Here is a 26,691-nt window from a genome sequence, read left to right on the forward strand (position 1 = left end):
CTGCATCATGGCGCAACTTGGAAGCGTGACCTTGGTCGGCGCCGGTCCCGGCGATCCGGACTTGCTGACCATCAAGGCAGCAAAAGCCATCGCGCGGGCCGACGTGGTGCTGATCGATGACCTCGTCAACCCAGCCATCCTCGCGCATGCGGCGCCTGGCGTGCGCGTGGTCGAGGTGGGTAAACGGGGCGGCTGCGCTTCCACGCCGCAAGCCTTCATCGAGCGCCTGATGCTGGCCGAAGCGCGCGCCGGCCTGCATGTGGTGCGTCTGAAAGGGGGCGACCCCTGCCTGTTCGGACGCGGCGGCGAAGAGCGCGCCTACCTGCGCAGCCACGGCGTGGCCGTCGAGGTGATCCCCGGCATCAGCAGCGGCCTGGCCGCACCATCGTCCATTGGCGTGCCGCTGACGCACCGCAGCTGGAGCCAGGGCGCGATCTTCGTCACGGGCCATGGCAAGGATAGCGCGTCGGAGCCGAACTGGGCGGCATTGGCGCAAAGCGGCCTGACCCTGGTCATCTACATGGGCGTGGCCCGGGTGGCGGCCATCCAGGCGGGCTTGCTGGCCGGCGGCATGGTGCCCGGCATGCCAGTGGCCGTGGTGCAATCGGCCAGCTTGCCGGCGCAGCGCCAATTGCTGAGTACTTTGCAGGCCTTGCCGCACGACTTGCTGACCAGTGGCCTGGGCAGTCCCAGCATCATCGTCGTGGGTGAGGTGGTGCGCTGTGCCGATGCCTGGGATGACCATGGCGCCGGCACCTTGCTGGCCGCTGCCGTCGGACGCTAGCGTATCGGCAGCGCCACGGGACGGATGGGCGCCGCGTCGCCGCCACGGAATTTCAACGAGGCGCCGATGAAGGCAAACTGGTAGACCTTGTCGCGCGACAAGGCTTCCAGGTCGACCAGTTCCAGGATGGGCGTGCCCTGCTGCGCCAGCAGATAGGTGTGCACGGGCAGGTAGTTGCCGGCCACTTCGGACGGAAACGCCTCGAAACTGAGGTTGTCCGCGCCCACCACCATGGCGCCGCCATCTTCCACGAGGAATTTTGCCGCATCGAGCGACAGGCCGGGGGGATTGGCCATATAGGCTTGCGCCTGCTCATAGTGCTGCATGCGGCCCGTGCGTATCAGCACCACGTCGCCCTTTTCCAGCGTGATTTTCTGGTGGGCCAGCGCGGCGCGCAAGTCTTGCCGCGTGACCCGGTAATTGTCGGGCAGCTGCGACAGTCCCTTGGCCACAGCCACGTCGATCAGTACGCCGCGGGCGACGATGGGCGGCAGTTTTTCCGCGCCTGTCACGGTCCAGCCCCGGTCGCCCAGATACTGTTCCTCTGTAAAACCATTCCAGATCTTGCCGTTCAAGCCAAAGTGGTTGAGCGCGTCGATATGCGTGCCCATGTGCGCATACATGGATACGGCCGAACCCGTGTAACTGACGTGGCGGTTCATCTGTTCGCCCACGTTCATGGAGTCGGCCACGACGTTGCCCTTCGGCGTATGTGTCATCCACATCTGGTAGGGCGGATCGCCGGCCGCCTGCCAGCTGGGCATGCCGATATGGAAATCGACGGCCAGGTCATAGCTCTTGCCGCCGTCGATGCGCGCCAGGATGGCCGCGCGCGAGGCCTGCGTCATGAGGTTCAGGCGGCCGATTTCGTCTTTCGGCCCCCAGGGGCTGATGCCCACTTCAGGCAGGGCGGCGGTGGCAGGGGCCGCCTGCACTGTGCCAGCCAGCAGGGCCAGCAGCAGCGGCAGGGTGCTCAACGGGGAAGGGAAGGTAAACATGAGGTACTCCTTGCGTGACATGAATGAAGAAGCCATCATCATATTATTTTCCATTTCAATGATAATCAGCGATAAAATAATAAGATATTCAACTGTAAGGAAAGAATGATGGATGTCCTGGCGCACATGCGCGTGTTTCGCAAGGTGGTCGAGCGCGACAGCTTCAGCAAGGCGGCGCTGGACCTGAACCAGTCGGCGGCGGCCATCAGCAAGCAGGTGCGCCAGCTGGAGGCGCGCCTGGGCACCGTACTGCTGGTGCGCACCACGCGGCGCATGAGTCTGTCGGACGGCGGGCGCGCCTACTATGTTGAATGCTGCCGCCTGATCGATGAAATCGACGCCCTGGAACTGGCCACGCGCGGCTGTGCCGGCAAGGTGGCGGGGCGGCTGCGCGTGAATGCGCCGCTGTCGTTTGGCTTGAAAGTGCTGTCGCCGCTGCTGCCGGTCTTCATGGCCCGCTATCCGGAAGTCAGCATCGAGATGACCCTGGACGACCGCCTGCGCGACGTGGTGGGCGAGGGCTATGACGTGTCGCTGCGCATCCGCGCCGCGCTGGCCGATTCGACCCTGGTGGCGCGCCGCCTGGGCGATGTCGAACAGATGATTTGCGCATCGCCCGCCTACCTGGCGCGGCGCGGCACGCCCCGGCAGGCGCAGGACTTGCACGGCCACGATTGCCTGGCCTACCGTCTGGCCGACAGTCCCGGCATCTGGCAACTGGCCGGCCCTGAAGGTGCGAGCAGCATCGTCCTGCCCGTGCGTTTTTCCGCCGATAGCAGCTTGCTGCTGGCCGATATGCTGGTGGCGGGCATCGGCGTGGGCGCGCTGCCGTCCTTCGTCGCCAGGCCCCTGCTGGCCAGCGGCGCCCTGGTGCGCGTGCTGCCCTTGCATGGCATGGCCAGGCGCGGCGTGTATGCGTTGATGCCCGATGGACGCCACGTGCAGGAAAAGGTGCGCGCCTTTTGCGACTTCCTGGCCGGGGCGCTGCAGGCGGCCTAGGCGTTGGGTGTTTTCCAGTGTAACTGCAGTGCGCGCTTTTTTTCGTGGTCAGATGCGTCGCGCAGAGGCTTTGATAGTATCCTCGTACCTGTTGGGTGGCCTGTGCCGCACATTCGAGCAACCCGAATAAGCGATTGACAATGCACACTTTGAGCAAGGGCGGGACGGTAGCGGGTATCAGGATCTGGGCGGGTGGCCTGCTGCTGGCATTGGCGGTGGGCGGCGCCCTGTATGCGGGCGCGGCGCGCACGGTCAATGACGACGCCGAACAGCGTTTCGACAATCTCACGCACGGCGCCCAGCATAGCCTGGCCACGCGCGTGAAAAGCTATTCCGACTTGCTGCGTGGCCTCGAAGCGCTGTTTCGCACCAGTGAGCAGCTGACGCGCCGTCAGTTCCACGATTACGTGGCCGGTCTCGATATAGCCCGCCAGTTCCCCGCCATCGAATCGGTCAATTATGCGGTGGCGCTGACGCAGGCGCAGCGCGCGGCCTATGTCGCTGATGTACGCAGTGATTCCAGCCTGGCGTCGCGCGGCTATCCCGCATTCACCATCCGCCCGCCCGGCGAGCGGGCGGAATACACCGTGCTCACTTACCTGGAGCCCGATTCCCTGCTGGCCGAGCGCATGGGCGTCGATATCGGCGCCAACCCGCTGGTGGCGCAGGCCCTGGCGCAGGCGCGCGACAGCGGCGAAGTGAGCGCGTCGGGCCAGGTGATCATGATCAAGGGACCGCCCGCGCATGTGGGCCTGGGCATGCGCTTGCCCGTGTACCGCAATGGCACGCCGCAAGGCAGCGTGGCCGAGCGCCGCGCCGCCTACCAGGGGTCAGTGGGCATCGGCTTTGGCGTGGCGCAACTGGTGCACAGCGCGCTCGAACGCAGCGCCCTGGAACCGCTGCACCTGACCCTGTACAGCGCGGCCGACCCTTTGCCGGCCGACGGGGTTCTGGTCATCACGCCGCAGGACCGCCTGCTGTTCAACGATGACGGCGACCTGGCGACACCGCCGCCACAACCGGGCAGCGACGCCGCCTATTTCGACCAGGTGCTGCCTGTGGCTTACCAGGGCGGCCTGTGGAAAGCCCATTTCCGCGTGCGCAAGGCGGAGCTGTACAGCGGCTTCGACCGCTATTTCCCGTGGCTGGCGCTGGCCGTGGGCGTGGCCGGCACCCTGCTCATTTATGGCTATATCTTTACCCTGTACCGTTCGCGCCGCAACGCGGTGGCGCAGCGCACGCTGCTCGATACGGTGCTCGACAGCGTCGATGCCTACGTCTACATGAAGGATGCCGACCTGCGCTACCGCTACGTGAATGCGCGCACGGCGAAGATACTGGGCCGCCCGGTGGAGCAGTTGATTGGCCGCCAGGATGGCGAGTTGATGCTCGGCGATGCGGCTGCTGCCGCGCAGCTGACCGAACGCCAGGTCTTCGACAGCGGCGCCAAGTTCGTCGGCGAAGAGCGCTTCGTCGATGCGCAGGGCCAGGTGCATCACCTGTGGAGCGTGAAGGTGCCGCTGGGCTTGCCTGGTCCCGTCACGGGCCTGATCGGCCTGTCCACCGACGTGACGGAACTGCATCGCCTGAAGGAGCAGGCCGACGCGGCCAGTCAGGCCAAGAGTGACTTCCTGTCGAACATGAGCCATGAAATCCGCACGCCGATGAACAGCATCATCGGCATGGCACACCTGGCGCTGAAATCGGTGGCCGATGCGCGCCAGCGCGATTATCTGCAAAAAATCTTCCATTCGGGCCAGCATTTGCTGGGCCTGATCAACGACATTCTCGATTTTTCCAAGATCGAGGCGGGCAAGCTGGAACTGGAAGTGCTGGACTTCCGTCTCGACACCCTGCTGGCGAATATCGCCAGCCAGCTCGGTGATGCGGCTGCCGTCAAGGGCCTGGCGCTGCAGTTCGATATCGCGGCCGAGCTGCCGCAGCGATGGCGCGGCGATCCGCTGCGCCTGGAGCAGGTCTTGCTGAACCTGACCAGCAACGCCATCAAGTTTTCCGACAATGGCAGCATCTTCGTGCGCGTGCGCCAGTCCGAGGAGCGCGCCAGCAACGCCATGCTGCGCTTCGAGGTGCAGGACCGGGGCATCGGCATGAAGCAGGAAGAGGTGGCGCAACTGTTCCGCTCCTTTCACCAGGCCGACCCCTCGACCACGCGCAAGTATGGCGGCAGCGGCCTGGGGCTGGTGATCAGCAAGCAGCTGGTTGAACTCATGGACGGCAAGGTGGGCGTGTACAGCCAGCCGGGCCAGGGCAGCACCTTCTGGTTCACGGCGCGCCTGGAGAAAAGCGCGCAAGCGGGCGACGAGCGCATCGCCGAGGTGGAGCCCGAAGTATTGGGGGTGATCCGCGGCGCATCCATCCTGCTGGTGGAAGATAACGTCTTCAGCCAGCAGGTGGGCTGCGAATTGCTGGAAGACGCCGGCGCCACCGTCTGCGTTGCCTGCAATGGCCGCGAAGCGCTGGAATTGCTGGCCCACCAGCGCTACGACTGCGTGCTGATGGACGTGCAGATGCCGGAGATGGATGGCTTCGAGGCGACGCGTCGCATCCGCGCCGACCCGAAGCTCAGCGGCCTGCTGGTGATCGCCATGACGGCCAATGCTGGCAGCGAAGACCGCGCCCGCTGCCTGGCGGCGGGCATGGATGAATTCGTGACCAAGCCGATCGCCCCGAATCTGCTGTTTCACCTGCTGGCGAAATGGTTCCGCCTGCGCGGCGGCATCGGCAGCATCGGTCGTGCGCATGCGGGCGACAGGCTGGCGGCAGTGCCGAAAGCGCCGCCATCGGCTGCCGCGCTGGAATTGCGCGACACGGCCATCCTCGACCTGGCCACCCTGGCGCTTACGTTCGGCAATGACGCCGTGAAGATGCGCAAATATACCCAGCTGTTTCTCGATACGGCGCGCGACGGCATCGCTGAAATGGAGCAGGCCATGGCGCTGGAAGACCTGGGGCGCCTGGCAGACCTGGGACACCGCAGCAAATCGTCGGCGCTGGCCGTGGGCGCCCATGCTTTCGCCAGCCTGTGCACGTCGATCGAACGCTTGCGCCTGGGCGGCGACCTGCAGCAGGCGCGCGCCTTGCTGGCGGCGCTGGAGCCGGCGCTGGCGCAGGTGGCAGAACAAATTTCACTGGAATTTGTCGCCAGCGACGCCCCCTGATGCAGGCAGCGGCGATAATATGCCTTTGACGTCTCTGGCCACCCGGCCGGAGGCGCGGCAACCCATCGGATCAGCATGCATACTCCCGTCACGCCCGGCCTCCTCATCCTGCATGGCAACCAGCTGGAACAGCTGCGCGCCGCCGTCTTCCAGTGGTTGCGCCAGCATCCGCTGGCGCCCCTGGAAACGGATATCTTCCTGGTGCAGTCGAACGGCGTGGCCGAATGGCTGAAGATCGCCCTGGCCGAGGAGATGGGCGTCTGTGCCGCCACGCGCATCGCCTTGCCGGCGCGCCTGCTGTGGGAAAGCTACCGGGGCATGCTGGGGCGCGAGCGCGTGCCGCGCGTGTCGCCGTTCGATAAATCCCCGCTGACCTGGCGCCTGATGCGTCTTTTACCCTCTTTGCTGGCCGACCAGGTATTCGCGCCGCTGCGCTACTTCCTTGCCGATGGCGATAGTGAACGCCGGCTGCAGCTGGCCGAGCGCCTGGCCGATTTGTTCGACCAGTACCAGGTCTACCGCGCCGATTGGCTGGCCGACTGGGCCGCGGGGCGCGACCAGTTGCGCACGGCGCGTGGTGTATCCGTCGCATTAAAGGAAGATCAGCGCTGGCAGGCGCAGTTGTGGCGTGCCGTGGGCCTGGACGTCGACGCCTTCGAGCGCGCCACGGGACGCGCCGACATCCACGACGCCTTCCTGGCGGCGATCGCCGCCGGCGATGCGCCTGCCGGCAAGCTGCCGCGCCGCGTGGTGCTGTTTGGCGTATCGGCCCTGCCGTATCAGACCTTGCAGGCGCTGGCCGCGCTGGCGCGCCACACGCAGGTGGTGCTGGCCGTGCCCAACCCGTGCCAGTTTTACTGGGGCGACATCATCGACGGGCGCGACTTGCTGCGCGCGGAAAACAAACGCCAGCGGCAGCGCAATGGCCACGACCTGGCGCAGATTCCGCTCGAAGCGCTGCATGCGCACAGCCATCCGCTGCTGGCCAGCTGGGGCAGGCAAGGGCGCGATTTCATCCGCATGCTCGACGAATTCGACGAACACGCGCAAGCCGAAGGACGCGACGACAGCCTGCGCATCGACTTGTTTGGCGAGGAAACGGGCGAGACCCTGCTGCAGCAGGTGCAGGTGGCCATCCGCGAACTGCGTCCGCTGGCCGAGCACGCGCAAACGCCGCCTGACGCCGGCGACCGCTCGATCGAATTTCATGTGGCGCACAGCGTGCAGCGCGAAGTGGAAGTGCTGCACGACCAGCTGCTGGCCATGTTTGCGCACAGCGCCGTGACGGGCTTGCGTCCGCGCGACGTGGTGGTGATGGTGCCCGACATCGATACCTTCACGGCCGCCATCCACGCCGTCTTCGGCCAATACCGGCGCAATGACGAGCGTTTCATCCCGTTCGAGATCGGCGACGTGAAGGACCGCAGCGTCAACCCGCTGCTCGTCGCGCTCGAGTGGCTGCTGCAACTGCCGCAGCAGCGCTGCCGCCAGAGCGAGGTGCGCGACCTGCTCGACGTGCCCGCGCTGGCGGCCCGCTTCGGCTTGCAGGCGGACGACCTGGCCACTCTGGGTACCTGGATCGAAGGGGCGGGCGTGCGCTGGGGCCTGGACCAGGCGCACCGCGCCGGCCTGGGGCTGGGCGCGGCGGGCGAGCAGAATGCGTGGATTTTCGGCGTGCGGCGGATGCTGCTCGGCTATGCCAGCGGCAGTGGCGCCAGCTTTGGCGGCATCGAGCCGTACGCGGAAGTGGGCGGCCTCGATGCGGCGCTGGCGGGCTCGCTGGCGCAGCTGGTCGAGGCGTTGCTGCACTGGCGCACCGTGCTGGCCGGCGCGCGCACGCCAGCCGAATGGGGCGTGCAGGCGCGCGCGCTGCTGGCGGCTTTTTTCGATGCCGACGACGAGGGCGACCGTTTGACCCTGGCGCAGCTGGAAGGCGCCTTGCAGGGCTGGCTGGAAACCTGCGAGCATGCGGGCTTTGTCGAGCAGGTGCCGCTGTCCGTGCTGCGCGTGGCGTGGCTGGGCGCGCTGGACGAGCCGACCCTGAACCACCAGTTTGTTTCCGGCGGCGTGACTTTCTGTACGCTGATGCCGATGCGCGCCGTGCCGTTCCGCGTCGTGTGCCTGCTGGGCATGAACGATGGCGACTTCCCGCGCCGCGCCCAGAAGGCCGATTTCGACTTGCTGGCGCTGCCCGGCATGGCGCGCCCGGGCGACCGCTCGCGCCGCGACGATGACCGCTACCTGATGCTGGAAGCCTTGCTTGCTGCGCGCGACAAACTGTACGTGAGCTGGGTGGGGCGCAATGTGCGTGACAATTCCGAGCAGCCGCCGTCCGTGCTGGTGTCGCAGCTGCGCGATTACCTGGCCGCCGGCTGGTCGCTGGACCGGCACCTGGTGTCGCTCACCACCGAGCATGCGCTGCAGCCGTTCAGCCGCCGCTATTTCGAGGCCGATGGCTTGCTCACGTATGCGCGCGAATGGCGCGTGGTCCATACCGATGCCGATGCGGCCGATGCGGAGGCGCAGGCCGCCGTGCTGCCGCTGGGCCCTTACGAGCTCGATCCCGGCACGCGCTTGAAACTGGGTGAGCTGGCCAGCTTCCTGCGCCAGCCCGTCAAGTATTTTTTTCGCCGCCGCTTGAGCGTGTATTTTGCCGATGCTGCCATGCTGGGCGAGGATGAAGAACCGTTTGGCCTGAATGCGCTCGAGCGCTATCTGCTGGAAGACACCATGCTGGACGATGGCGGCGCCGTGGAAGCGGCGGGTGACGTGCGCGCCAGCCTGGAAGCGCGCGCAGAGAAGCTGGCGCGTGTAGGCGTGCTGCCCATCGGCTTGATCGGCCAGCAGGTGCAGGCGCAGCTGGTCGAGGCGCTGGTGCCCGTGCGCAGCGCGTGGCTGTCGCTGCGCGCTTCGTTCCCGCTGGCCGCCGATAAGCGCGCCATCAATTTGCCCTTCGGCGAGCTGCAGATCGACGACTGGCTCGATAAATTGTGCAGCAACGGGCAGGAGACGGCCTGGCTGATGCAGATTTCCTCGAAAGTCACGGACAAGGGCGGCCTGGCGCGCGGCGACAAGCTGATGCTGATGTGGCTGCGCCAGCTGGCCGCCGCCGCCCTGGGCTTTCCCGTCACCGGCTACCTGGTGGCGCGCGACGCCATCGTCAGCATGGCGCCGCTCGACCCGGCCACGTCGCGCGCAGCGCTGGCCACCTTGCTGGCGCTGTGGCGCGAAGGCATGAACCATCCGCTGCCCACGGCGTGCAAGACAGGACTGGCGCTGGTGCAGCAGGGCGACCCGCGCGCCGTGTATGACGGCGGCTTTGAAATCTCTGGCGAGCGCGAAGAACTGTGCCTGGCGCGCCTGTGGCCCGAGTTTTCCGCGCTGGCCGCCGAAGAGGCATGGGAAGACTGCACGCGCGAGCTGTACGGCCCGCTGGCCGACTGGCTGCAACAACACATCACGATCGACCCGATCAGCGCGCCCGATGATGGCGCGGGAGAAGAACAATGACGAGCCATCTGCTCAACCCCCTGGCATTCCCCCTGCACGGCTCGCGCCTGATCGAAGCCTCGGCCGGCACCGGCAAGACCTGGACCATCGCCGCGCTGTACCTGCGGCTCGTGCTGGGCCATGGTGACGACGACAGCCGTTTCGCGCGTCCGCTGCTGCCGGCCGATATCCTGGTGATGACGTTTACTCGCGCTGCCACGCGCGAACTGTCGAACCGTGTGCGCGAACGCCTGATCGAGGCGGCCGCTTATTTTCGCCATGAATCCGGCGGCAGCGACCCGTTTCTCGACGCCTTGCTGGAGTCCTATCCTGACGAGAGCGAGCGGCAAAAGGCCGCGCACCGGCTGATGCTGGCCGCCGAGACCATGGATGAAGCGGCCATCTTCACCATCGACGCCTGGTGCCAGCGCATGCTGCGCGAGCACGCGTTCGACAGCGGCAGCCTGTTCGATGAAGAACTGCTCAGCGACGAGCAAGCTCTGTTTGAGGATGCGGCCCATGATTACTGGCGCCAGCAAGTGTATCCCTTGCCGCCGCAGGCGCTCGACGTGCTGCTGGCCTGCTGGCCCGACGTGGGCGCCTTGAAAAAAGGCGCGCGCGAGCTGGCGCGCCGCGCGGACATCATGGGCATGGCGGACGAGGAACCGTTGTCCATGCTGATCGCGCGCGAACAGCGGGCGCTGGCCGCGCAGCTGGCCACCCTGAAAGCGGGCTGGGTCGAGCGCGCCGACCGGATGGCCGCCTGGATCAACGACCAGCGCGCCATCAATCCCAAGTGTTTTAACGGCGTCAAGATGAAGCCGGACAACCTGGCGAAGTGGTTCGACGGCTTGCGCAAGTGGGCGCTAGACCCGCTCTTGCTACAGCCGGCCATCACGGCCAAGGCGTGGGAGCGTTTGACGCCGTTCGGCATCGAGGATGCATTTGCCAAGAGTTTCACGGCCCAGGTACCCGAGTGCTTCGAGCATACCGAGGCGCTGGGGAGTGCCCTGGCGGCCCTCACGCCGCTGGCGCACAAGCTGCACCTGCATGCGGCGGCGGCCATCGCGCGGCGCATGGATCAATTGAAGCGCCAGTCGCGCCAGTTCGGCTTTGCCGACATGCTGCAACGCCTGCACGATGCGCTGGCCGGCGAGAATGGCGCGGCCCTGCGCCAGCGCATCATCGATCAATACCCGCTGGCGATGGTTGATGAATTCCAGGATACGGCGCCAGCCCAGTACCAGATTTTCAACCTGTTGTACCGCATTGCCGACAACGAGCCGGCGCTGGGACTGTTCCTGATCGGCGACCCGAAACAGTCGATCTACGGCTTTCGCGGCGCTGACATCCAGAGCTACCTGGCGGCGCGGCGTGCGACAAACGGCCGCCACTACCAGCTGGGCACCAACTACCGCTCGACGGCGCCCCTGGTGGCGGCCGTCAATCAGCTGTTCCTGCACGCCGAGCGCGCCGAGGTGCCTGCCGGTGCCTTCCGCTACCGGAAAAACGGCGACAATCCTCTGCCGTTCGAGGCTGTCGACGCCAAGGGCCGCGATGAGCACCTGGTGAACGCCAGCGGCCCGCTGCCGGCGCTGCTGGCCGCCTGCGCCAGCGATGAAGGACTGCGCGGCGACAGCTACCGTGAGTATTTCGCGCAGCATTGCGCCGAGCACATCGTCGCCATGCTGGGCGATGCGCAAGCCGGTTTCGCTGGCCCCGACGGCTACGTGCGGCTGCAGCCGGCCGATATCGCCATCCTCGTGCGCGACCGCAAGGAAGCGGCAGCCATCCGCCGCGCGCTGGCGCGCCGCCGGGTCGCCAGCGTCTACCTGTCCGACAAGGATTCCGTCGTCGACAGCGAGGAAGCGCAAGACGTGCTGCGCTGGCTGGCGGCGCTGGCCAATCCGCTTGACGGGGGGCTGGCGCGCGCCGCGTTTGCCACGCGCACCATCGGCCTGTCGCTGGGCGAGCTGGCGCGCCTGTCGAGCGATGAACTGGAATGGGAGCGCCGGGTCGAGCAACTGAAGGCCCTGCACCTGATCTGGCAGCGCCAGGGCGTGCTGGCCATGCTGCGCCGCTTCATCCACGAACTGCAGCTACCGGCCATGCTGTTGCAGCAGACGGGCGGCGAGCGGCGGCTGACGAATCTGCTGCACCTGGCCGAACTGCTGCAATCGGCCAGCCGCCAGCTCGATGGCGAGCAGGCGCTGATACGCTGGCTGGCCGAGCAGATCGCCGGTGAAGGCGAGGGCGGCGACGAGCGCGTGCTGCGCCTGGAAAGCGATGCGGAACTGGTCAAGGTCATCACCGTGCACAAATCCAAGGGCCTCGAATACCCGCTCGTGTATCTGCCGTTTGCCGTCACGGCGCGCAAGGTGGATAAACGCAACCGCAGCTTCTTCGAGTATGCGGGCGAGGATGGCGAACGCCGCCTCGACCTGTCGCTGTCCGACGAGGCCATGGCGGCGGTCGAAGAGGCGCGCATCGAGGAAGACTTGCGCCTGCTGTACGTGGCCCTGACGCGCGCGCGCCACTTCCTGTGGCTGGGCGTGGCCGCCCAGGCGGCGCGCAAGGCGGGCGAGAATACCCTGCACGAATCGGCGCTCGGTTACCTGCTGACGGGCGGCGACAAGCTGCCGTCGGAGCAATTGCTGCTGCGCTGGCAGCAGGTGGCGGGCAGTTGCGATGCCATCTATGTGAGCGCGCTGGCGCAGCCCGGTGCCTGCACGGTGCTGGACCGCATCGAGCGCCGCCCCGCCTTGCGTCCCGCCCCCGTGTTCACGGGCGAATTCGAGCGCGACTGGTCGGTAGGCAGCTTTACTTCGCTCACGCGCCAGATCGGCGCCGTGGCTGCCGCGCACGTGCCGCAGCGGGCGCTGGAAGAAACCCTGCTGGAAGATGGCACGGCTGTAGCCGTGGCCTCGCCGATGCAAATGGGCGACGCGCCATGGCACCGCTTCCCGCGCGGTTCCGTGCCCGGCAATTTCCTGCACGAGCAGCTGGAGTGGATGGGCAGCGAAGGTTTTGACTGCGTCAATGACGACAATTTCAACACGCGCCTGGCCGCGCGCTGCGAACGGGCGGGTTGGGGGCACCGCCAGGAAGATGCCATCGCCTGGCTCCGGGAAATCGCCATCACGCCGCTGCCGCTGATCGATGCCTCGCTGTCGCAGTTGGACAGCACCCTGTCCGAGATGGAGTTCTGGTTCCCCAGCGAGCATTTATCCACGGGCGCGCTCGACCAGCTGTGCACGCGCTTGCTGCTCGATGGCGCGCCGCGCCCCGTGCTGCCGCGACGCCAGTTGCACGGCATGCTGAAAGGTTTTGCCGACCTGGTCATCGAACAGGATGGCCGCTACTGGGTGCTCGACTACAAGTCGAATGCGCTGGGCGCCAACGACGCCGCCTACCACACGCAAGCGCTGGCGGCCGGCATGGCGCAGCACCGCTACGATATCCAGGGCGCCATCTACATGCTGGCCCTGCACCGGTTGCTGAAAAGCCGGCTCGGTGATGCGTATGATCCGGCCGAGCACCTGGGCGGCGCCATCTTCCTGTTCCTGCGCGGTATCGCGAATGTGGACACGCATGGCTGCTACTGGCTGGCGCCGCAGCTGGAACTGCTGGATGGCCTCGATCAACTGTTAGAAGAAACGGAACACCATGCAGCATAATGAGCAGATGGATGCCTTGCAGATGGATGCCTTGTTGACTCACTTTGACGGCGTGGCCGAATCGGGCCATCTGCGCCGCCTGAGCGCCGTCTTTGCCCGCTTCATCGCCAGCCTGGACGAGGCGGCGCCGAATTCGCCCGCCGTGGCCGTGGCCTGCGTGGTGCTGTCCGAGCTGGAAGGGCGGGGGCACAGCTGTTTGATGCTGTTTGATCTGGGCAGCGAACCGTCGCAACTGCTGGGCTGGAGCGAGGAGCTGTGGCATGCCGTGCTGGACGTTTCCGGCCCGCTGCCCGACAGCGTCGATGGCTGGTGCACGCTGCTGGCCGGCGCGCCGCAGGTGTGGCAGGTGGGTGCGCCCGATGTGCGCCAGCCGCTGGTGCTCGATGGCGAGCGTCTGTATTTGCGCCGCTACTGGCGCGACGAGACCCTGGTGGGCGAGAAAATCGCCGTCCGCGCACAGAGTCTGAGCAATCCGCCGCTGGCGCAGGTGCGACAATGGCTGGATATCCTGTTCGACCAGCCCACGCAGGACGGTGGGCCAGACTGGCAAAAGGTGGCGTGCGCCATCGCCCTGCGCGGCAAGGTGGCCATCATCACGGGCGGCCCGGGGACAGGAAAAACCTACACGGTGGCGAGTCTGTTGACCTTGCTTTTTGCCGTCTCGCCGCAGCCGGAGCAGCTGCGCATCGCGCTGGCCGCGCCCACGGGCAAGGCGGCCGCGCGCCTGAAACAGTCGATCGACAAGGCGCTCGAAGGGCTGGCGGCGAAGGCGGGCGATGCCTTGCCCTTGCTGGAACTGGCGCGGCGCATGGGCGCCGCGCGCACCCTGCATAGTTTGCTGGGAGCGCGACCCGATACGCGCGCCTTTGCCCACCACGGGGGCAATCCGCTCGACGTCGATGTGCTGATCGTCGATGAAGCGTCGATGGTGCACCTGGAGATGATGGCCTCGGTGCTCGACGCCTTGCCGCCGACGGCCATCCTGATCCTGCTGGGCGACAAGGACCAACTGGCGTCGGTGGAAGCGGGCGCCGTGCTGGGCGACTTGTGCCACGACGCGCAGGCGGGCGGCTACACGCCGGCCACGATCGCGTATGCGCAGACGGCCAGCGGTGTGGCCATTCCAGCCGCCTTCGCAGGTTCGGCTGGCGCGCTGGCGCAGCAGACGGTGATGCTGCGCCACAGCCACCGTTTCAGCGGCCCGATTGGCGAGCTGGCGCTGGCCGTGAATGGCGGCAGGCCCGATCTGGCCAAAGCATGTTTCGCCAGCGATAGCGGCGGCCAACTGGCGTGGAGCGTGCCGGCGCAGCAGGAAGACGTGCTCCGCCTGGCCTTGCGCGGGCGTATGGATGCACCGGGCGGTTATCAGCCCTATCTGGAACTGGTGAATGCCGGTGAAGCAGCGTATGCGCGGCATGACGACTGGGTGCGCGCCGTGCTGCACGCTTTTGAAGCGTTCCGCATCCTGTGCGCCGTGCGCGAAGGCGAGTGGGGCGTGGCGGGCCTGAACACGGCCATCGAGCTGCGGCTGGAAAAGGAAGGGCTGATACGCCGCAGCGAGTGGTATGTGGGCCGTCCCGTGATGGTCACGCGCAACGACTATGGCACGGGCGTGTTCAATGGCGACATCGGATTGACCCTGCGCGACCCGGCGCGGCCAGGTTCCCTGCGCGTGTATTTTTTGGAGGGCGAGAACGTGCGCAGCGTGCTGGCCACGCGCCTGCGTCACGTGGAAACGGCGTTCGCCATGACGGTGCACAAGTCGCAAGGTTCGGAATTTCGCCACACGGTGCTGGTGCTGCCGCAGGAAGGCGGCGCCATGCTGGCGCGCGAACTGGTCTACACGGGCATCACGCGCGCGCGCGACTTTTTTACCCTCGTCTCGCCCACGCAAGCCGTGCTGTTCGACGCGATCTTGCGTCGCACGCAGCGCGCCAGCGGGCTGCGTGGCTTGATCGGCTGATTTACTTCGCCAGCTTGGCCTTGGCCACCAGCGCCTGCACCAATTGCAGGGTCGCCTGCTCCACGTCCTGGCGCGGCAAGCCCGGGTTGGCGCCGGCGACCATCGCTGGATTGGTCAGGTAGCGCCCGCCGACGATCAGGGTGGGCGTGCTGTCGACCTGGTAGGCGGCGGCTAGGCGGGGCAGGTTTTTCAGCTTGGTCTGCACGCCAAACGACTGATAGGCGCCTTCGAAGGCGGCCTTGTCCAGGCCATTTTTCAGCGCCCAATCGAGATTGTCCCTGTCGCTGGCCAGGCGCTTGCGTTCCACATGCCAGGTGTGCATGACTTGCGCGTGCAGCGCCTCTTCCTTCTTCAGCGCTTCCAGGGTCAGGAATAAATGCGCTTCCGGATCATTGGCCGGCGTGTGCGGCAAATGGATGCGGCGGAATGACACCGTGGCGGCATTCTCCCTGACCCAGCGCGCCAGGCTCGGCTCCAGCGCGTTGCAGGCGGGGCAGTGGTACATGAAAAATTCGATCACTTCCACCTTGCCCGGCGCCGCTTGCACCGGTTGCGGCGTGGCCAGCAGCAGATAGTCGGCACCGGGCACGGGCGCTTGCGGCGAGGCAAAGGCGCTGGCGGCGGCGAAGCTGGCGCAAGCCAGTATGACGTGGTGCAAACGCATGGAAGCTCCTCATTAAAACTTAACTATGAGGCAATCGTGGTAGAGCGTCAACAGAGGATGGTGTTGCTTTGATGGAATAAACGTTAATTATTCCGAATATTGAATAATAATGTTCCGATTTTTGTGTAAAAATACAAGGGCAAGGTGGCAAGGCGACAGCGCTGTGTCACACCATCAAATCAAAACAGGAGTCCGTCATGTTGTCTTCCCTTCGCACGCGTCTGGTGCTCATTTGCGTTTCCATCGTCGTGCTGTCCATGCTGGCCTTGTCGGTCGCCAATTACATCACCACGCGCAGCAGCATGCTGGCGTCGTCCGACCAGCAGCTGCAGCAACTGCTGCACAGCCAGTCGGCCGTGCTGGCGCAATGGGTCGATGGCAAGAAAAAGGTCATGGCGTCCGTCGTCATGTCGGCCGGGACACCCGATCCGCTGCGCGCTTTCCAGATCGCGGAAAAGGCCGGCGATTTTGCCGAAGTATTCATCGCTTACGCGGACAAGCGCTCCGTGTTTACCCATCCGGGGCGCCCGGCCGACTTCGATCCCACCGCGCGCGCCTGGTACACGGACACCGTCAAGGCGGGCGTGCCGATGCTCACGCCGCCGTATGTGGACGCGGCCAGCCACAAGCTGGTGGTGTCGTTTACGGCGCCCGTCGGCCCGAAAGAGGCGCTGCTGGGCGTGGCGGGGGCCGACGTGCTGCTCGACACGGTGATCGCCAACGTGGTGGCGATCAAGCCGACGCCGCACAGCTTTGCCTTCCTGGTTGACCAGAGCGGCACCATCATCGCCCATGCGGACAAGGAACTGAGCCTGCAGCCGCTGGCCAAAATCGATGCGGCGCTGTCGGCCGCGCAGGTCAACCGGCTGGAAAGCACGCGCACGAGCGATGCCGTGCGCCTGAATGCGCGCGATGGCATGCTGTACGTCACGCGCGTGGCCGGCACCGACTGGCTGCTGGCCGTGGTGCTCGACCAGCAGGAAGCCATGCAAGCCTTGCAGACGATGCTGACGACAGCGACCGTCACGGCCGTGCTGCTGGCCGGTGCGGCGGCGGTGTTGCTGTCGCTGCTGGTCTTTAAAATGCTCAAGCGCCTGGAACTGGTGCGCGACGCGCTCGACGATATCGCTTCCGGCGAAGGCGATTTGACGCGCCGCCTCGACGCTGCCGGCGTGGATGAACTGGCGCAGATCGCCGGCGCCTTCAACCGCTTCATCGACAAGATCGCCGCCGTGCTGGTGAAAATCCGCACGGCCAGCGAGTCGGTGAAGGTCTCCTCAATGGAAATCGCCGCCGGCAATCAGGACCTGTCGTCGCGCACGGAACAGCAAGCCAGTTCGCTGGAAGAGACGGCCGCCTCGATGGAAGAGTTGACCAGCACGGTGAAACAGAATGCGGACAATGCGCGCCAGGCCAACCAGATGGCGCAATCGGCGTCCGGCGTGGCCAGCAAGGGGGGGCAAGTGGTGGCGCAGGTGGTCGATACCATGGCCTCGATCAATGACTCGTCGAAGAAGATCGTCGACATCATCAGCGTGATCGATGGCATCGCCTTCCAGACGAATATCCTGGCCTTGAATGCGGCCGTGGAAGCGGCGCGCGCGGGCGAGCAGGGACGCGGCTTTGCCGTGGTGGCGACGGAAGTGCGTAATCTGGCTCAAAGATCCGCTGGCGCAGCGAAGGAAATCAAGCTGCTGATCGACGATTCGGTGAGCAAGGTCGATTCGGGCGCGCGCCTGGTCGATGAGGCGGGCGCGACGATGCAGGAAATCGTCGACAGCGTGCGCCGCGTGACCGACATCATGGGTGAGATCACGGCCGCCAGCGTCGAACAAAGCTCCGGCATCGAACAGGTGAATCAGGCGATCGCGCAAATGGACCAGGTGACGCAGCAGAATGCGGCCCTGGTGGAAGAGGCGGCCGCCGCCGCCGAAAGCCTGCAAGACCAGGCCAGCAGCCTGTCGCAGGTGGTGGGCGTGTTCAAGCTCGATGAAGGGCGGGTCGCCGTGCAGCAGCCGGCCAGGCCTGTAGTGCGTGCATCCATCGCGCCGCGCATCGCCAGCCGTCCCGCAAAAACGCCCGCCGCCAAGCCCGAGCGCAGCGAGGAGTGGGAGACGTTTTAAACTTTTAAACTGTCATGCGCGCCGGGGTGCCAGGGTCGGCGCCATCTGTCTGGCCACCTCAAAAAAAGCGTTGGTGGCCGGCGTGTTCTGGCGCCGGTCGCGCACGGCCAGGCCCACCTTGCGGCTGACGGGCGGATTCAAGGGCAGGGCCAGCAAGTCCGGGTACTGTTCGCGCAGGCGCTGTGGCAGGGCCAGTTCGGCCACGATGGACAGGCCGTCGCCGCGGCTGACCATGTCGAGGATGGTGATCACCTGGCTGATGCGGTAGGGCACGTGCGGTTGCAGCCCCGCGTTGGCGAACAGGGGCTCGATCAGGCAGGCGCAGCCCGCCTCGGACATGATGAACGGCCCTTCGCACAATTGGGCCAGGGTGATGGACGGGTACTGCGCCAGCGCATGGCTGCGCGGCACCAGCGCCATCATCTGGTCTTCCACCAGCGGCGCCGTGTCGAAGCGCTCGTCGGGCAGCACGACGAAGCCGACATCCACGCGGCGCTCGCGTATCCATTGCACCACCTCGTGGTCGGCGCCTTCGTCGATGCGCAGGGCTATGCCCGGATAGCGCAGGCGGAATTGCGCCGTGATGGCCGGCAGCAGATTCAATGACGAGGTAGGGCCAAAGGAGCCGATGCGCAAGCTGCCCTGGCGCTGGCCCAGGACGTCGGCCGCTTCCTGGCGCATGGCTTCCGACAAACCGAGGATTTCGCGCGCGCGCACCAGTAGCTGGCGGCCCACGTCCGTCAGCTCGGCCGAGGCCTGATGGCGCACGATGAGGTCCACGCCCATTTCCTTTTCCAGCGCCTTCAAGGCATGCGAAACGGCCGACTGGCTGATGCCCAGCTGCGCGGCGGCGGCGGAAAAGCCGTGCAGTTCGGCCACCAGGGTAAAAATTTCCAGTTGCGTGAAGGTCATGGTGTGGTTTCTTTGAGTTATGAGTATTTACTCATTATTTCATGAGTTAATATTAGTATTAATATATATGTGCAGCGTCCGCTGCACAAGCGACATCATAGGACTTTCCATGCGCACTTCAGCCGTACCTTCAGCCGCCTTGCCTTCCGTGCAATCGCCGCTCGTCTACCTCAAACTGATTTTCGTCGCCCTGTTATGGGGCGGCACCTTTATCGCGGGGCGCGTGCTGGCGCAGCAGATGCCGCCCATGACGGCTGCCAGCGGGCGCTTCGGCGTGGCCGTGCTGCTGCTCGTCGTGCTGGCGTGGAAGCTGGAAGGGGGCTTGCCGCGCCTGGACCGCAAGCAATTGATGACGACGGCGGCGCTGGGCCTGACGGGCATCTTCTTGTATAACCTGTGCTTCCTGGCGGCCCTGTCGCGCATGCCGGCCGGGCGCACGGCCCTGTTCGTGGCCCTGAACCCCATCGTCACGGCGCTGGCCTCGGCCATGCTGTTCCGCGAACGGCTCGGTTCCTTCAAGTGGCTGGGCATCATGCTGGCGTTTTGCGGCACGGCCATCGTCATTACGCGCGGCGATCTCGCCGGCGTGCTGCATGGCACGGGCGGCGGCATCGGCATGGGCGAAGTATTCATGTTTTGCGGCATTTCCAGCTGGGCCGCCTACACCCTGATCGGCCGGGTGGCGCTGAAGGGGCTGAGCCCGATTGCCGCCACCACGTATGCGGCTATGTGGGGCCTGGCTTTCCTGCTGGTGGGGGCAGTGGTGGAGTTCCCCACCGTGCCGTGGCACAGCTTCGGCTGGCAAGTGTGGGCCGCCATCGGCTACCTGGGCGTGTTCGGCACGGTGATCGGCTTTGTCTGGTACTACGAGGGCGTGAAAGCGCTGGGACCGTCGCGCACGGCCGTGTTCAACAATCTCGTGCCCGTGTTCGGCATCGTGCTGGCGGCGGCGCTGCTGGGCGAACCCGTGCTCGCCTCGATGCTGGTGGGTGGCGCGGTGACGATAGCCGGTGTGGTGATGACCAACCGGCAAGCGAAATAATTACTTTGCGCGGCGGCGTTTCGAGGGCTTGGCCGGCGCCTTCTTGTGCCGGCTGACGGAAGCGCGCATTACTTTCGGCTCTTCGATGCCGTTCTCGGCCGCCAGCATGCGGCGGATGTTGACGGCGTCCATGGCGCGCACGGAATTGGCGCGCGCGTTGAGCAAGATCATGGTGGCGAACTTGCCGGCCGACTTGATGCGCATGATCAGGCAGCGGCCCGCTTCATTCGTGTAGCCCGTCTTCGACAGGCCGATATCCCAGCCCTTGGCGCCCACCAGGCGGTTCGTGTTGTGGTATTCCACGTCGCGGCCCTTGATCTGGATCACGTCCTTCGAATCGGTGGTGATGCGGCTGATTTCCGGGTAGCGCGAGGCGGCCACGGCCATCTTGACCAGGTCCGCTGCCGTCGACTGGTTGTTCGGCGACAAGCCCGTCGGCTCTTCGATGACGGTCTGGCGCATGCCCAGGGCCTTGATCTTGGCGTTGACGGCCACGGCAAACGCCGTCGGGCCGCCGGGGAAGGTGCGCGCCAGCGAGGCGGCGGCGCGGTTATCGGACGACATCAGCGCCAGTTGCAGCACGTCATGACGGCTCAGGGTGGCGCCCACGGGCACGCGCGAGGTGCTGTGCTTCAAGGTATCGACATCCTCGCGGTCGATGCTGATCTCTTCCTGCATGTTGGCCTTGGAGTCGAGCACCACCATGGCCGTCATGAGCTTGGTCAGCGAGGCGATGGGCACCACCACGTTGGAATTTTTTTCAAGCAAGACTTTGCCTGTGCCATCTTCGACCACCAGTATCGACTGGGAACCGAAAGGCACGGCGATGGCCGCTGTCGAAAGCGTCATCAGCACTGCGGCGAACATTTTTTTGAGCATGGGATTGTATTTGGAAAGCAGTTTTGGGGCGCCATCAAGGGCGCTGCGCGCAAAATCCGGAAGCGGGCCGCGCAGGGACGCGGCGTGTATCTCGGAGGCAATATTTGCCAAGCTTAAACAATACCATTAAAGATCAAGCGATGTCTACGGTATAGGCCCGCGACAGGCGGCGTTGCGGGCAATTTGGCAAATAAATGGGGCTATTCTTGCCCTAGTGAAAATTGTTGCGCATTTATTGATTTCGTTATGGAAACTTCGTATTATTTCAGCAAGATTGGCAGCGATGGTCTGGCAGGCAACGCGCGCTTCGTCGTTGATGCCTGCCCCTTCGTGCTTCGTCGCCCCACGCTATGCCCTGCAAGAGGGGCACCGTAGACTGCGTTCATGCCTGATTGACACGACTGGGAAAACGCAGCATGTGGAAAAAATTTGCCGGATGGTATCGCTGTTACGACGATGAAACCCTCAGGGTGCTTGCGCATCCGGACACGGCGGCCCAGTTGCCGCCTGGCTGGCGGCGCTGGGTGGCGTTGCGGCTGATCACCCTGACGCCGATCGAGCGCCAGCAGTTTCATGACTTTATGCTGAAATATCGCGGCGCCGGCTTTTATGTCGTGCTGGCCAAGCTGATGCTGTTGTTCAGCATGATCGGCGGCGCGCTGCATCTGGTGTTCCCCGACAAGCTGGGTTGGATCAAGGGCCTGGCCATCAGCAATGGCATTGGGCTGGCGATGGCCTGGGGCGTGCTGGGCGTCTGGTTCAATTATCGCAAGCTGGCGCAGCGGAAGCTCAAGGTGCTGTTGCTGCTGCTGGTTCCTGCCCTGGCAGGTGTGGCGATTGGCGTGCTGCGCGCCATGTTGGAAGGTAATAGTTCCATCGGCGTGGCGCTGGAGCGGGGCGCGCGCGTGGGCGGCTGGGCGGCGCTCACGGCCGGGCTGGTCTATATGGTGCCGATGACCATCGTGGCCATCTGGCGCAACCGCCAGTACGAAGCACTGACCCTGCAGCTGCAACAGGATGCCGAGCGCGACCGCCTGGCGCGCGAACTGAGCGAATCCCAGCTGCGGCTGCTGCGCGCGCAGATCGAACCGCATTTCCTGTTCAATACCCTGGGCGCCGTGCAGCAACTGGCCGAGCAGGGCGCCCAGGGGGCGGCGCAGGCCGCCGCGCTCACGGCCAACCTGATCGCCTTCCTGCGCGCCAGCCTGGCCGAGATGCGCGCCGACCAGGTGCCCTTGCAAACGGAATTCGACGTGGTGCAAGCGTATCTGCAAGTGATGCAGGTACGCATGGGCCCACGCCTGTCCTTCCGCCTCGACTTGCCGCCGGGCCTGGCGCAGACGCAGGTGCCCAGCATGATTTTGCTGACCCTGGTGGAAAACGCCATCAAGCATGGTATCGAACCATCGCTGCGCGGGGGCGAGATCGTTGTCTCGGCAGTGCCGGACGTGGACGGCGCCATGCGCTTGCGCGTGCAGGATACGGGTGTGGGCCTGAGCCCGGGCGCGGCCAGTGCACCCGGCGGTGGCCTGGGCCTGGAGAATGTGCGCCGCCGCCTGCAGCTGGCTACGGCCGGAGCCAGCCTGCACGTGCAAAATGGCGAGGAGGAGGGCGTGCTTGCCGAGATCGTGTTACCGATGAATACGATGGAACTTGCCGCATGAAGGCCACCATCCTGATCGCCGAAGACGAGCCGCTGATGCGCGAACGCTTGCAGACGATGCTGGCGCTGGCCTGGCCCGAGGCGCGCATCGTGCTGGCGGCGGAAAACGGCAACGACGCCTGGGACGGTTTCCTCGAGCACGAGCCGGACGTGGTCTTCCTCGACATCCGCATGCCTGGCCTGTCGGGCCTGGAAGTGGCCGAGCGCATCGGCAAGCGTGCCCACGTCGTGTTCGTCACGGCCTACGACCAGTACGCCGTCGATGCCTTCGACGCGGGCGCCGTCGACTATCTGTTGAAACCCGTACAGGCCGAACGCTTGCAGCGCGCGCTGGCCCGCCTGCACGACAAGCTGGGTGCGCAGCCGGCCGACATGGCCCACCTGCTGCAGTCGTTGCGCGCCGCGCTGCCGGCGCCGCCGCGCGAAAAACTGAAATGGATCAAGGCCAGCGTGGGCAAGCAGATCCGCCTGATCGACATCGACGACGTGCTGTTCTTCCAGGCCGATACCAAGTACACGCGCGTGGTGCTGGCCGGCTCGGAAGCGCTGGTGCGCACGCCTCTGAAGGATTTGCTGGGCGGGCTTGATCCGGAACAATTCTGGCAAATCCGCCGCGGCACCATGGTCAACGTGAAAGTCATCGAAGCGGCCGAACGCATCGACGCCGAGCGCATGCAGGTGTTGCTGCGTGGCAGCACGGAAAAGCTGCCCGTCAGCCGTACGTTTACGTATTTGTTCAGGGATTGATATGATGGCAATGTTTTTAATCTGCCACCCTATGGAACTCTCATGACAATCTTGCGCCGCTGGTTTGCCGCCATCCTTCTTTCCTTACTCGCCTGCACTGCCGCCAACGCGGCGCAGAAGGAGGAAAAGGTGGTGTATCACCTCAATGACGCCAGCAATGCCGCGGCTGCGCTGAAGAATATCCGCAATCACCTGGACGCCAGCCCCAACGCCACCATCGTGCTCGTGGCGCATGGCCCTGGCATCGATTTCCTGCTCGATGGCGCCATCGACAAGAATGGCACTCCCTATGACGTGGTGGTGCGCGAGCTGGCCAGGCGCGGCGTGAGCTTTCGTGTCTGCAACAACACCTTGCAAGGACGCAACATCGACCGCCAGCGCGTGCTGCCCGAAGCCGTCATCGTGCCGTCGGGCGTGGCCGAGCTGAGCCGCTTGCAGTGGCAGGAAGGGTATGTGTATATCAAGCCCTGACGGCCGCGCCGCTGCCGGATGGCCAGGGGCGCGGCGTCAGTGAGCGCAATGCTTACTGGATCTTGGCGATCGACACTTCCGTCGATTTCACGAGGGCGATGACTTCGCTGCCCACTTTCAGGTCCAGGTCCTTGATCGAGCGCGAGGTGATCACCGAGGTGACGATGCCGTGCGGCGTTTCCACATCCACTTCCGACACCACGGGGCCAAAGATGATTTCCTTGATCTTGCCGCGAAACTGGTTGCGTACATTCACTTCCGAGATAGCCATGATAGTTCCTTTGTGCCCGTAATACGCCATGCGGCGCGACAAGGCCAGAGTACGGCGCGCGCACGCTTTTGACCACGAATCGATGCGCATATCGATATGCGGAACGTGTGCGAAAGTGCTGATGCAAGCATATTATCCGCCTATGCGTGGCCGCCAGCTGTGCCTAGTCTTTCGCCTGGCGGCTTTCGGACAGTGCCGTACCGGCGCCTGGCTTGCGATTCTTTGGAGTAAGAACGGGCGTCCAGTTCTCCGCATCAGGCAAGGGTGTCATGTCTTCCGTGGGCACGCGCATGGTGACGCTATATGGCTGAGTAGTGCCGGGGAGTAAGTCCGCCTTCAGCACCGCCTTGCATTGGTTCATCACTTCCTTGTAGTGCTCCCACATCTCCACGGACTTCTTCGGATGATTGATGAAGGTGATGCACATATCGGTCAAGTGCCCCTTCTTCAAAATCATGCTGACGATATCGGTGCTGGCCTTGGCCAGCTGCGCTGCCGTGCTGGCATTGATGGTGCTGGCAGACAGCGGCGCCGGCATGTCGTTGCCAGCGTTCACGCCACCCTGGCTTTGCGCCAGCTGGTCTGCCAGCTGCGCTTCGAGTCCGGCCCGCTCGGCGCGTGCCTGCGCCAACGCCGTGCTGACGCCGGCAGAACTTGCGCCATCCTGCGCTGTCTTAAGCATGCGGACTTCCTGGCTTGCCGACGTAGCCATGCCGGCCGTTGCAGGGGGCGCTGACATGGCTTGCGCATCGGCATTGGTTTGCATGGATTGTTCTTTCTTGATCGCAAGATCGAGTTTGGCTTGCGTTGCCAGGGCATCCTGGGATGCCTGCAGGCGCTGTTTCGCCACTGCGGCCACGTCGGCATGGTCCGACAGCACAGGCTGGCGCGCTACCACGGCGCCAGTCAGTTGCTCGATGGCCAGGATACCCAGCGTGAGGTCTTGCGAACGCTCCATGAGCAGCATGACGTCTGCGTCATTGAGCCATTTGTTTTGTGCGTATTCGCAGATGTTGAACAGTTGCTGACGCATCAGGGTAATGCTTTGGGAGTGCAGTCCCACGCTGGCGGCATTGGCGCGCAGGGCATTCGAGATGGAGGCGCCATCGGGACCGGCGCTGAGCGTGCCGCCGAATGCGGAAGCGTACGATTGCAGGGCATCCGGCGTGGGTTCGGCGCAGGCCTTGCCGTCTTTCGTGACATGGATCACGCGCTGGGCCGCATCGAGGTGGATGGCCTTGCCGTCGTTCGGCAAGTCAGTCGTGCGGTGGATGGTGTTCAGGTTGGCGCATGCGGACAGCGCCAGCAGGGCAGAGGTGCCGACTGCCAGGTGCAAGGGGCGAAACAGGGGGAGCTTGCGGCGACCGGTATCGATTGTAAGCATGATGTTACTCCTTGGTGAGGGCGAAGTTGGGAAAGCACGGGCGATGGCGGTGCGCATGGCAGGCGACATCCATGCCATGGTGCGTGCCGGGCTGCTTCCGCACATCCTTCAAGTGAAGGATGTGGCAGCGGTTTGCCGATTTTTTTTCAGGCAGGGGGAACGGATGGACAAGGAGGATGCCGATCCCGTCATTGCCGCTTTTTACCGGGCGGCACTGGAGCCGGCGCAGTGGGACGCGGCCCTGCGGGGATTCGCGCGTCTCGCTGGTGGCGACGTAGCCTGTTGTTTCCTGAAAGCGGAAGCGGGAACGGCGCCCTCGCGCGCTTGTGTCACGGGCCTGGACGAGCAAGCGTGGGAGCACGGTTATCGCCGTTACTATCACGCGCTCGATCCCGGTTATGCGGTTCTCACGCGCGCACCACCCGGGCACATGCATCTGATGCAAGATTATTTCAGCGAGCAGGCGGTGGCGCGCAGCGAGTATTTCCAGGACTTCTATTTGCGCGCAGGCGTGCGCTATTCGTGCAGCGGCGTCGTGCGCGACAACGGTGCGCTCACCATACTGTCCGCGCACCGCGCCGCCGGCCAGGGCCGATTTGACCGGCGCACGCATGGCCAACTGCAGCGCGTGCTCGCGCATTTGCCGAATGTGCTGCGTTTGCGCGATACGGCGCAGCAGGCCCAGGCGCATGGCGCGCTGGGCTGGGCTGGGCTCGATGCCTTGCCCCGCGCCATCTTGCTGGTCGACGCCAGCCTGCGGGTGGTCTTCATGAACATGGCGGCGCAGCGGCTGCTGGCTGCCACGCCCCAGGCTCGGTCCCTGATTGCCGTACGTGGTGGTAGCGTGGATGTGCGCGTCAGCTCGGTGCAGCAGCAGTTGGCGCATCGCGTGCGGCAAGCGTGCGCAGGACTGGCCTGCCCGCGTCCCGCGCCCTTATATACCACCGATGAGGATGGACGGCCGGCGTTGGAAATAGGTATCTTGCCGCTGCCCGTGCGCATCGGGCAGCACGGTGTCGGTGATGGGGCGGTGATGATCATGCTGTCCCTGCGGCCACTGTTCAGGGCAGGACGGCGGCACTGGTCCGGGGTGATCGAGCGGCCATGCGGTTTGACGGGCGCCGAGTGGTCGCTCGCGCTGGCGCTGGCGGACGGCATGGAGCCTGCCGAGTACGCGCAACGGCAGGGCGTGCGTATCAGCACCGTGCGCAGCCAGGTCCAGGCGATCCTGGCCAAGACGGGCACGCACCGCAGCAGCGAAATCGCCAGCCTGTTCAGCGCACTGGAGTGGGACGCTGGTGCGCCGCCATAAAAAAACCGGGACATGTCCCTAATGCCGTTCAGTTAAGGTCTCGTTTCAAGACCCGGACAGTGTAACGCTGAGGCACGGCTTTGACGGCCCGGTCGAATTTTCGACCGGGCCGTTCTTCATTCAGGAGGTCGGTT

The 26,691-nt window shown here is 65.1% G+C and carries 18 protein-coding genes; 12 read left to right on the forward strand and 6 right to left on the reverse strand.

The annotated features are described in order from the left end of the window. The first annotated feature begins 7 nt into the window (after positions 1 to 7). Complete coding sequence (cobA, locus tag ACQ4W0_RS28805) at positions 8 to 784, forward strand: uroporphyrinogen-III C-methyltransferase (protein WP_436579842.1); 777 nt, start codon at positions 8 to 10, stop codon at positions 782 to 784. Here cobA and ACQ4W0_RS28810 read toward each other — a convergent pair. Then, complete coding sequence (locus ACQ4W0_RS28810; protein ID WP_436579843.1) at positions 781 to 1,782, reverse strand: cyclase family protein; 1,002 nt, start codon at positions 1,780 to 1,782, stop codon at positions 781 to 783. The two genes, cobA and ACQ4W0_RS28810, sit on opposite strands and share 4 nt — an antisense overlap. 108 nt (positions 1,783 to 1,890) lie before the next feature. On the opposite strand from ACQ4W0_RS28810, the gene ACQ4W0_RS28815 reads away from it, so the two are divergent. From ACQ4W0_RS28815 to recD, 5 genes are all read left to right on the forward strand, one after another. Beyond that, positions 1,891 to 2,781: a LysR family transcriptional regulator gene (locus ACQ4W0_RS28815; RefSeq protein WP_436579858.1), complete on the forward strand. Its 891-nt coding sequence runs from the start codon at positions 1,891 to 1,893 to the stop codon at positions 2,779 to 2,781. 140 nt (positions 2,782 to 2,921) lie between these two features. Further along, entirely contained in the window at positions 2,922 to 5,960 is a 3,039-nt protein-coding gene (locus ACQ4W0_RS28820; protein WP_436579844.1) for a CHASE domain-containing protein, read from the forward strand. Positions 5,961 to 6,035: 75 nt separating this feature from the next. Continuing rightward, complete coding sequence (recC, locus tag ACQ4W0_RS28825; RefSeq protein WP_436579845.1) at positions 6,036 to 9,470, forward strand: exodeoxyribonuclease V subunit gamma; 3,435 nt, start codon at positions 6,036 to 6,038, stop codon at positions 9,468 to 9,470. Beyond that, entirely contained in the window at positions 9,467 to 13,126 is a 3,660-nt protein-coding gene (gene recB, locus ACQ4W0_RS28830; protein ID WP_436579846.1) for an exodeoxyribonuclease V subunit beta, read from the forward strand. Before recC ends, recB begins: the two co-directional genes overlap by 4 nt. Beyond that, positions 13,116 to 15,089, forward strand: coding sequence for an exodeoxyribonuclease V subunit alpha (gene recD / locus ACQ4W0_RS28835; protein WP_436579847.1), 1,974 nt, complete (start codon positions 13,116 to 13,118; stop codon positions 15,087 to 15,089). The genes recB and recD overlap by 11 nt, the downstream gene beginning before the upstream one ends. Position 15,090: 1 nt before the next feature. On the opposite strand, the gene ACQ4W0_RS28840 is transcribed toward recD, so the two are convergent. Continuing rightward, the gene (locus ACQ4W0_RS28840) at positions 15,091 to 15,753 is read right to left on the reverse strand and encodes a thiol:disulfide interchange protein DsbA/DsbL (RefSeq protein WP_436579848.1); all 663 of its coding nucleotides are present in this window, start codon (positions 15,751 to 15,753) and stop codon (positions 15,091 to 15,093) included. Between the two features lie 197 nt (positions 15,754 to 15,950). Here ACQ4W0_RS28840 and ACQ4W0_RS28845 point away from each other — a divergent pair, with 197 nt between their 5' ends. Further along, positions 15,951 to 17,876 carry a methyl-accepting chemotaxis protein gene (locus tag ACQ4W0_RS28845; RefSeq protein WP_436579849.1) on the forward strand — a complete coding sequence of 642 codons (1,926 nt, stop codon included), beginning with the start codon at positions 15,951 to 15,953 and terminating at the stop codon, positions 17,874 to 17,876. Between the two features lie 12 nt (positions 17,877 to 17,888). Here ACQ4W0_RS28845 and ACQ4W0_RS28850 read toward each other — a convergent pair whose 3' ends face one another. Next, on the reverse strand, positions 17,889 to 18,788 hold the full coding sequence (locus ACQ4W0_RS28850; RefSeq protein WP_436579850.1) for a LysR family transcriptional regulator: 900 nt from the start codon (positions 18,786 to 18,788) through the stop codon (positions 17,889 to 17,891). A 109-nt stretch (positions 18,789 to 18,897) separates the two neighbouring features. On the opposite strand from ACQ4W0_RS28850, the gene ACQ4W0_RS28855 reads away from it, so the two are divergent. Beyond that, positions 18,898 to 19,830, forward strand: coding sequence for a DMT family transporter (locus ACQ4W0_RS28855; RefSeq protein ID WP_436579851.1), 933 nt, complete (start codon positions 18,898 to 18,900; stop codon positions 19,828 to 19,830). Here the strand turns inward: ACQ4W0_RS28855 and ACQ4W0_RS28860 are convergent, their stop codons facing one another. Next, complete coding sequence (locus tag ACQ4W0_RS28860; RefSeq protein ID WP_035826880.1) at positions 19,831 to 20,709, reverse strand: serine hydrolase; 879 nt, start codon at positions 20,707 to 20,709, stop codon at positions 19,831 to 19,833. 416 nt (positions 20,710 to 21,125) lie between these two features. On the opposite strand from ACQ4W0_RS28860, the gene ACQ4W0_RS28865 reads away from it, so the two are divergent. The 3 genes from ACQ4W0_RS28865 to ACQ4W0_RS28875 are packed head-to-tail and all read left to right on the forward strand — an operon-like array spanning position 21,126 to position 23,590. Further along, complete coding sequence (locus tag ACQ4W0_RS28865) at positions 21,126 to 22,373, forward strand: sensor histidine kinase (RefSeq protein ID WP_436579852.1); 1,248 nt, start codon at positions 21,126 to 21,128, stop codon at positions 22,371 to 22,373. Then, on the forward strand, positions 22,370 to 23,119 hold the full coding sequence (locus ACQ4W0_RS28870) for a LytR/AlgR family response regulator transcription factor (protein ID WP_436579853.1): 750 nt from the start codon (positions 22,370 to 22,372) through the stop codon (positions 23,117 to 23,119). Before ACQ4W0_RS28865 ends, ACQ4W0_RS28870 begins: the two co-directional genes overlap by 4 nt. 42 nt (positions 23,120 to 23,161) lie before the next feature. Further along, entirely contained in the window at positions 23,162 to 23,590 is a 429-nt protein-coding gene (locus tag ACQ4W0_RS28875) for a DsrE family protein (RefSeq protein ID WP_436579854.1), read from the forward strand. 52 nt (positions 23,591 to 23,642) lie between these two features. Here ACQ4W0_RS28875 and ACQ4W0_RS28880 read toward each other — a convergent pair whose 3' ends face one another. Beyond that, entirely contained in the window at positions 23,643 to 23,861 is a 219-nt protein-coding gene (locus ACQ4W0_RS28880; protein WP_034757699.1) for a TOBE domain-containing protein, read from the reverse strand. Between the two features lie 163 nt (positions 23,862 to 24,024). After that, the gene (locus tag ACQ4W0_RS28885) at positions 24,025 to 25,245 is read right to left on the reverse strand and encodes a hypothetical protein (protein WP_436579855.1); all 1,221 of its coding nucleotides are present in this window, start codon (positions 25,243 to 25,245) and stop codon (positions 24,025 to 24,027) included. 163 nt (positions 25,246 to 25,408) lie between these two features. On the opposite strand from ACQ4W0_RS28885, the gene ACQ4W0_RS28890 reads away from it, so the two are divergent. Continuing rightward, a complete protein-coding gene (locus ACQ4W0_RS28890) occupies positions 25,409 to 26,557 on the forward strand; it encodes a helix-turn-helix transcriptional regulator (protein ID WP_436579856.1) in 1,149 nt (382 codons plus the stop codon). Positions 26,558 to 26,691: the final 134 nt, after the last annotated feature.

Source organism: Janthinobacterium breve (genome assembly GCF_051380895.1).
Lineage (GTDB): Bacteria > Pseudomonadota > Gammaproteobacteria > Burkholderiales > Burkholderiaceae_D > Janthinobacterium.

Excerpts from the sequence above, each read along its gene's own strand:
- cobA (WP_436579842.1), top strand. The coding sequence starts at position 8 with ATGGCGCAACTTGGAAGCGTGACCTTGGTCGGCGCCGGTCCCGGCGAT.
- ACQ4W0_RS28810 (WP_436579843.1), bottom strand. The coding sequence starts at position 1,782 with ATGTTTACCTTCCCTTCCCCGTTGAGCACCCTGCCGCTGCTGCTGGCC.
- ACQ4W0_RS28815 (WP_436579858.1), top strand. The coding sequence starts at position 1,891 with ATGGATGTCCTGGCGCACATGCGCGTGTTTCGCAAGGTGGTCGAGCGC.
- ACQ4W0_RS28820 (WP_436579844.1), top strand. The coding sequence starts at position 2,922 with ATGCACACTTTGAGCAAGGGCGGGACGGTAGCGGGTATCAGGATCTGG.
- recC (WP_436579845.1), top strand. The coding sequence starts at position 6,036 with ATGCATACTCCCGTCACGCCCGGCCTCCTCATCCTGCATGGCAACCAG.
- recB (WP_436579846.1), top strand. The coding sequence starts at position 9,467 with ATGACGAGCCATCTGCTCAACCCCCTGGCATTCCCCCTGCACGGCTCG.
- recD (WP_436579847.1), top strand. The coding sequence starts at position 13,116 with ATGCAGCATAATGAGCAGATGGATGCCTTGCAGATGGATGCCTTGTTG.
- ACQ4W0_RS28840 (WP_436579848.1), bottom strand. The coding sequence starts at position 15,753 with ATGCGTTTGCACCACGTCATACTGGCTTGCGCCAGCTTCGCCGCCGCC.
- ACQ4W0_RS28845 (WP_436579849.1), top strand. The coding sequence starts at position 15,951 with ATGTTGTCTTCCCTTCGCACGCGTCTGGTGCTCATTTGCGTTTCCATC.
- ACQ4W0_RS28850 (WP_436579850.1), bottom strand. The coding sequence starts at position 18,788 with ATGACCTTCACGCAACTGGAAATTTTTACCCTGGTGGCCGAACTGCAC.
- ACQ4W0_RS28855 (WP_436579851.1), top strand. The coding sequence starts at position 18,898 with ATGCGCACTTCAGCCGTACCTTCAGCCGCCTTGCCTTCCGTGCAATCG.
- ACQ4W0_RS28860 (WP_035826880.1), bottom strand. The coding sequence starts at position 20,709 with ATGCTCAAAAAAATGTTCGCCGCAGTGCTGATGACGCTTTCGACAGCG.
- ACQ4W0_RS28865 (WP_436579852.1), top strand. The coding sequence starts at position 21,126 with ATGTGGAAAAAATTTGCCGGATGGTATCGCTGTTACGACGATGAAACC.
- ACQ4W0_RS28870 (WP_436579853.1), top strand. The coding sequence starts at position 22,370 with ATGAAGGCCACCATCCTGATCGCCGAAGACGAGCCGCTGATGCGCGAA.
- ACQ4W0_RS28875 (WP_436579854.1), top strand. The coding sequence starts at position 23,162 with ATGACAATCTTGCGCCGCTGGTTTGCCGCCATCCTTCTTTCCTTACTC.
- ACQ4W0_RS28880 (WP_034757699.1), bottom strand. The coding sequence starts at position 23,861 with ATGGCTATCTCGGAAGTGAATGTACGCAACCAGTTTCGCGGCAAGATC.
- ACQ4W0_RS28885 (WP_436579855.1), bottom strand. The coding sequence starts at position 25,245 with ATGCTTACAATCGATACCGGTCGCCGCAAGCTCCCCCTGTTTCGCCCC.
- ACQ4W0_RS28890 (WP_436579856.1), top strand. The coding sequence starts at position 25,409 with ATGGACAAGGAGGATGCCGATCCCGTCATTGCCGCTTTTTACCGGGCG.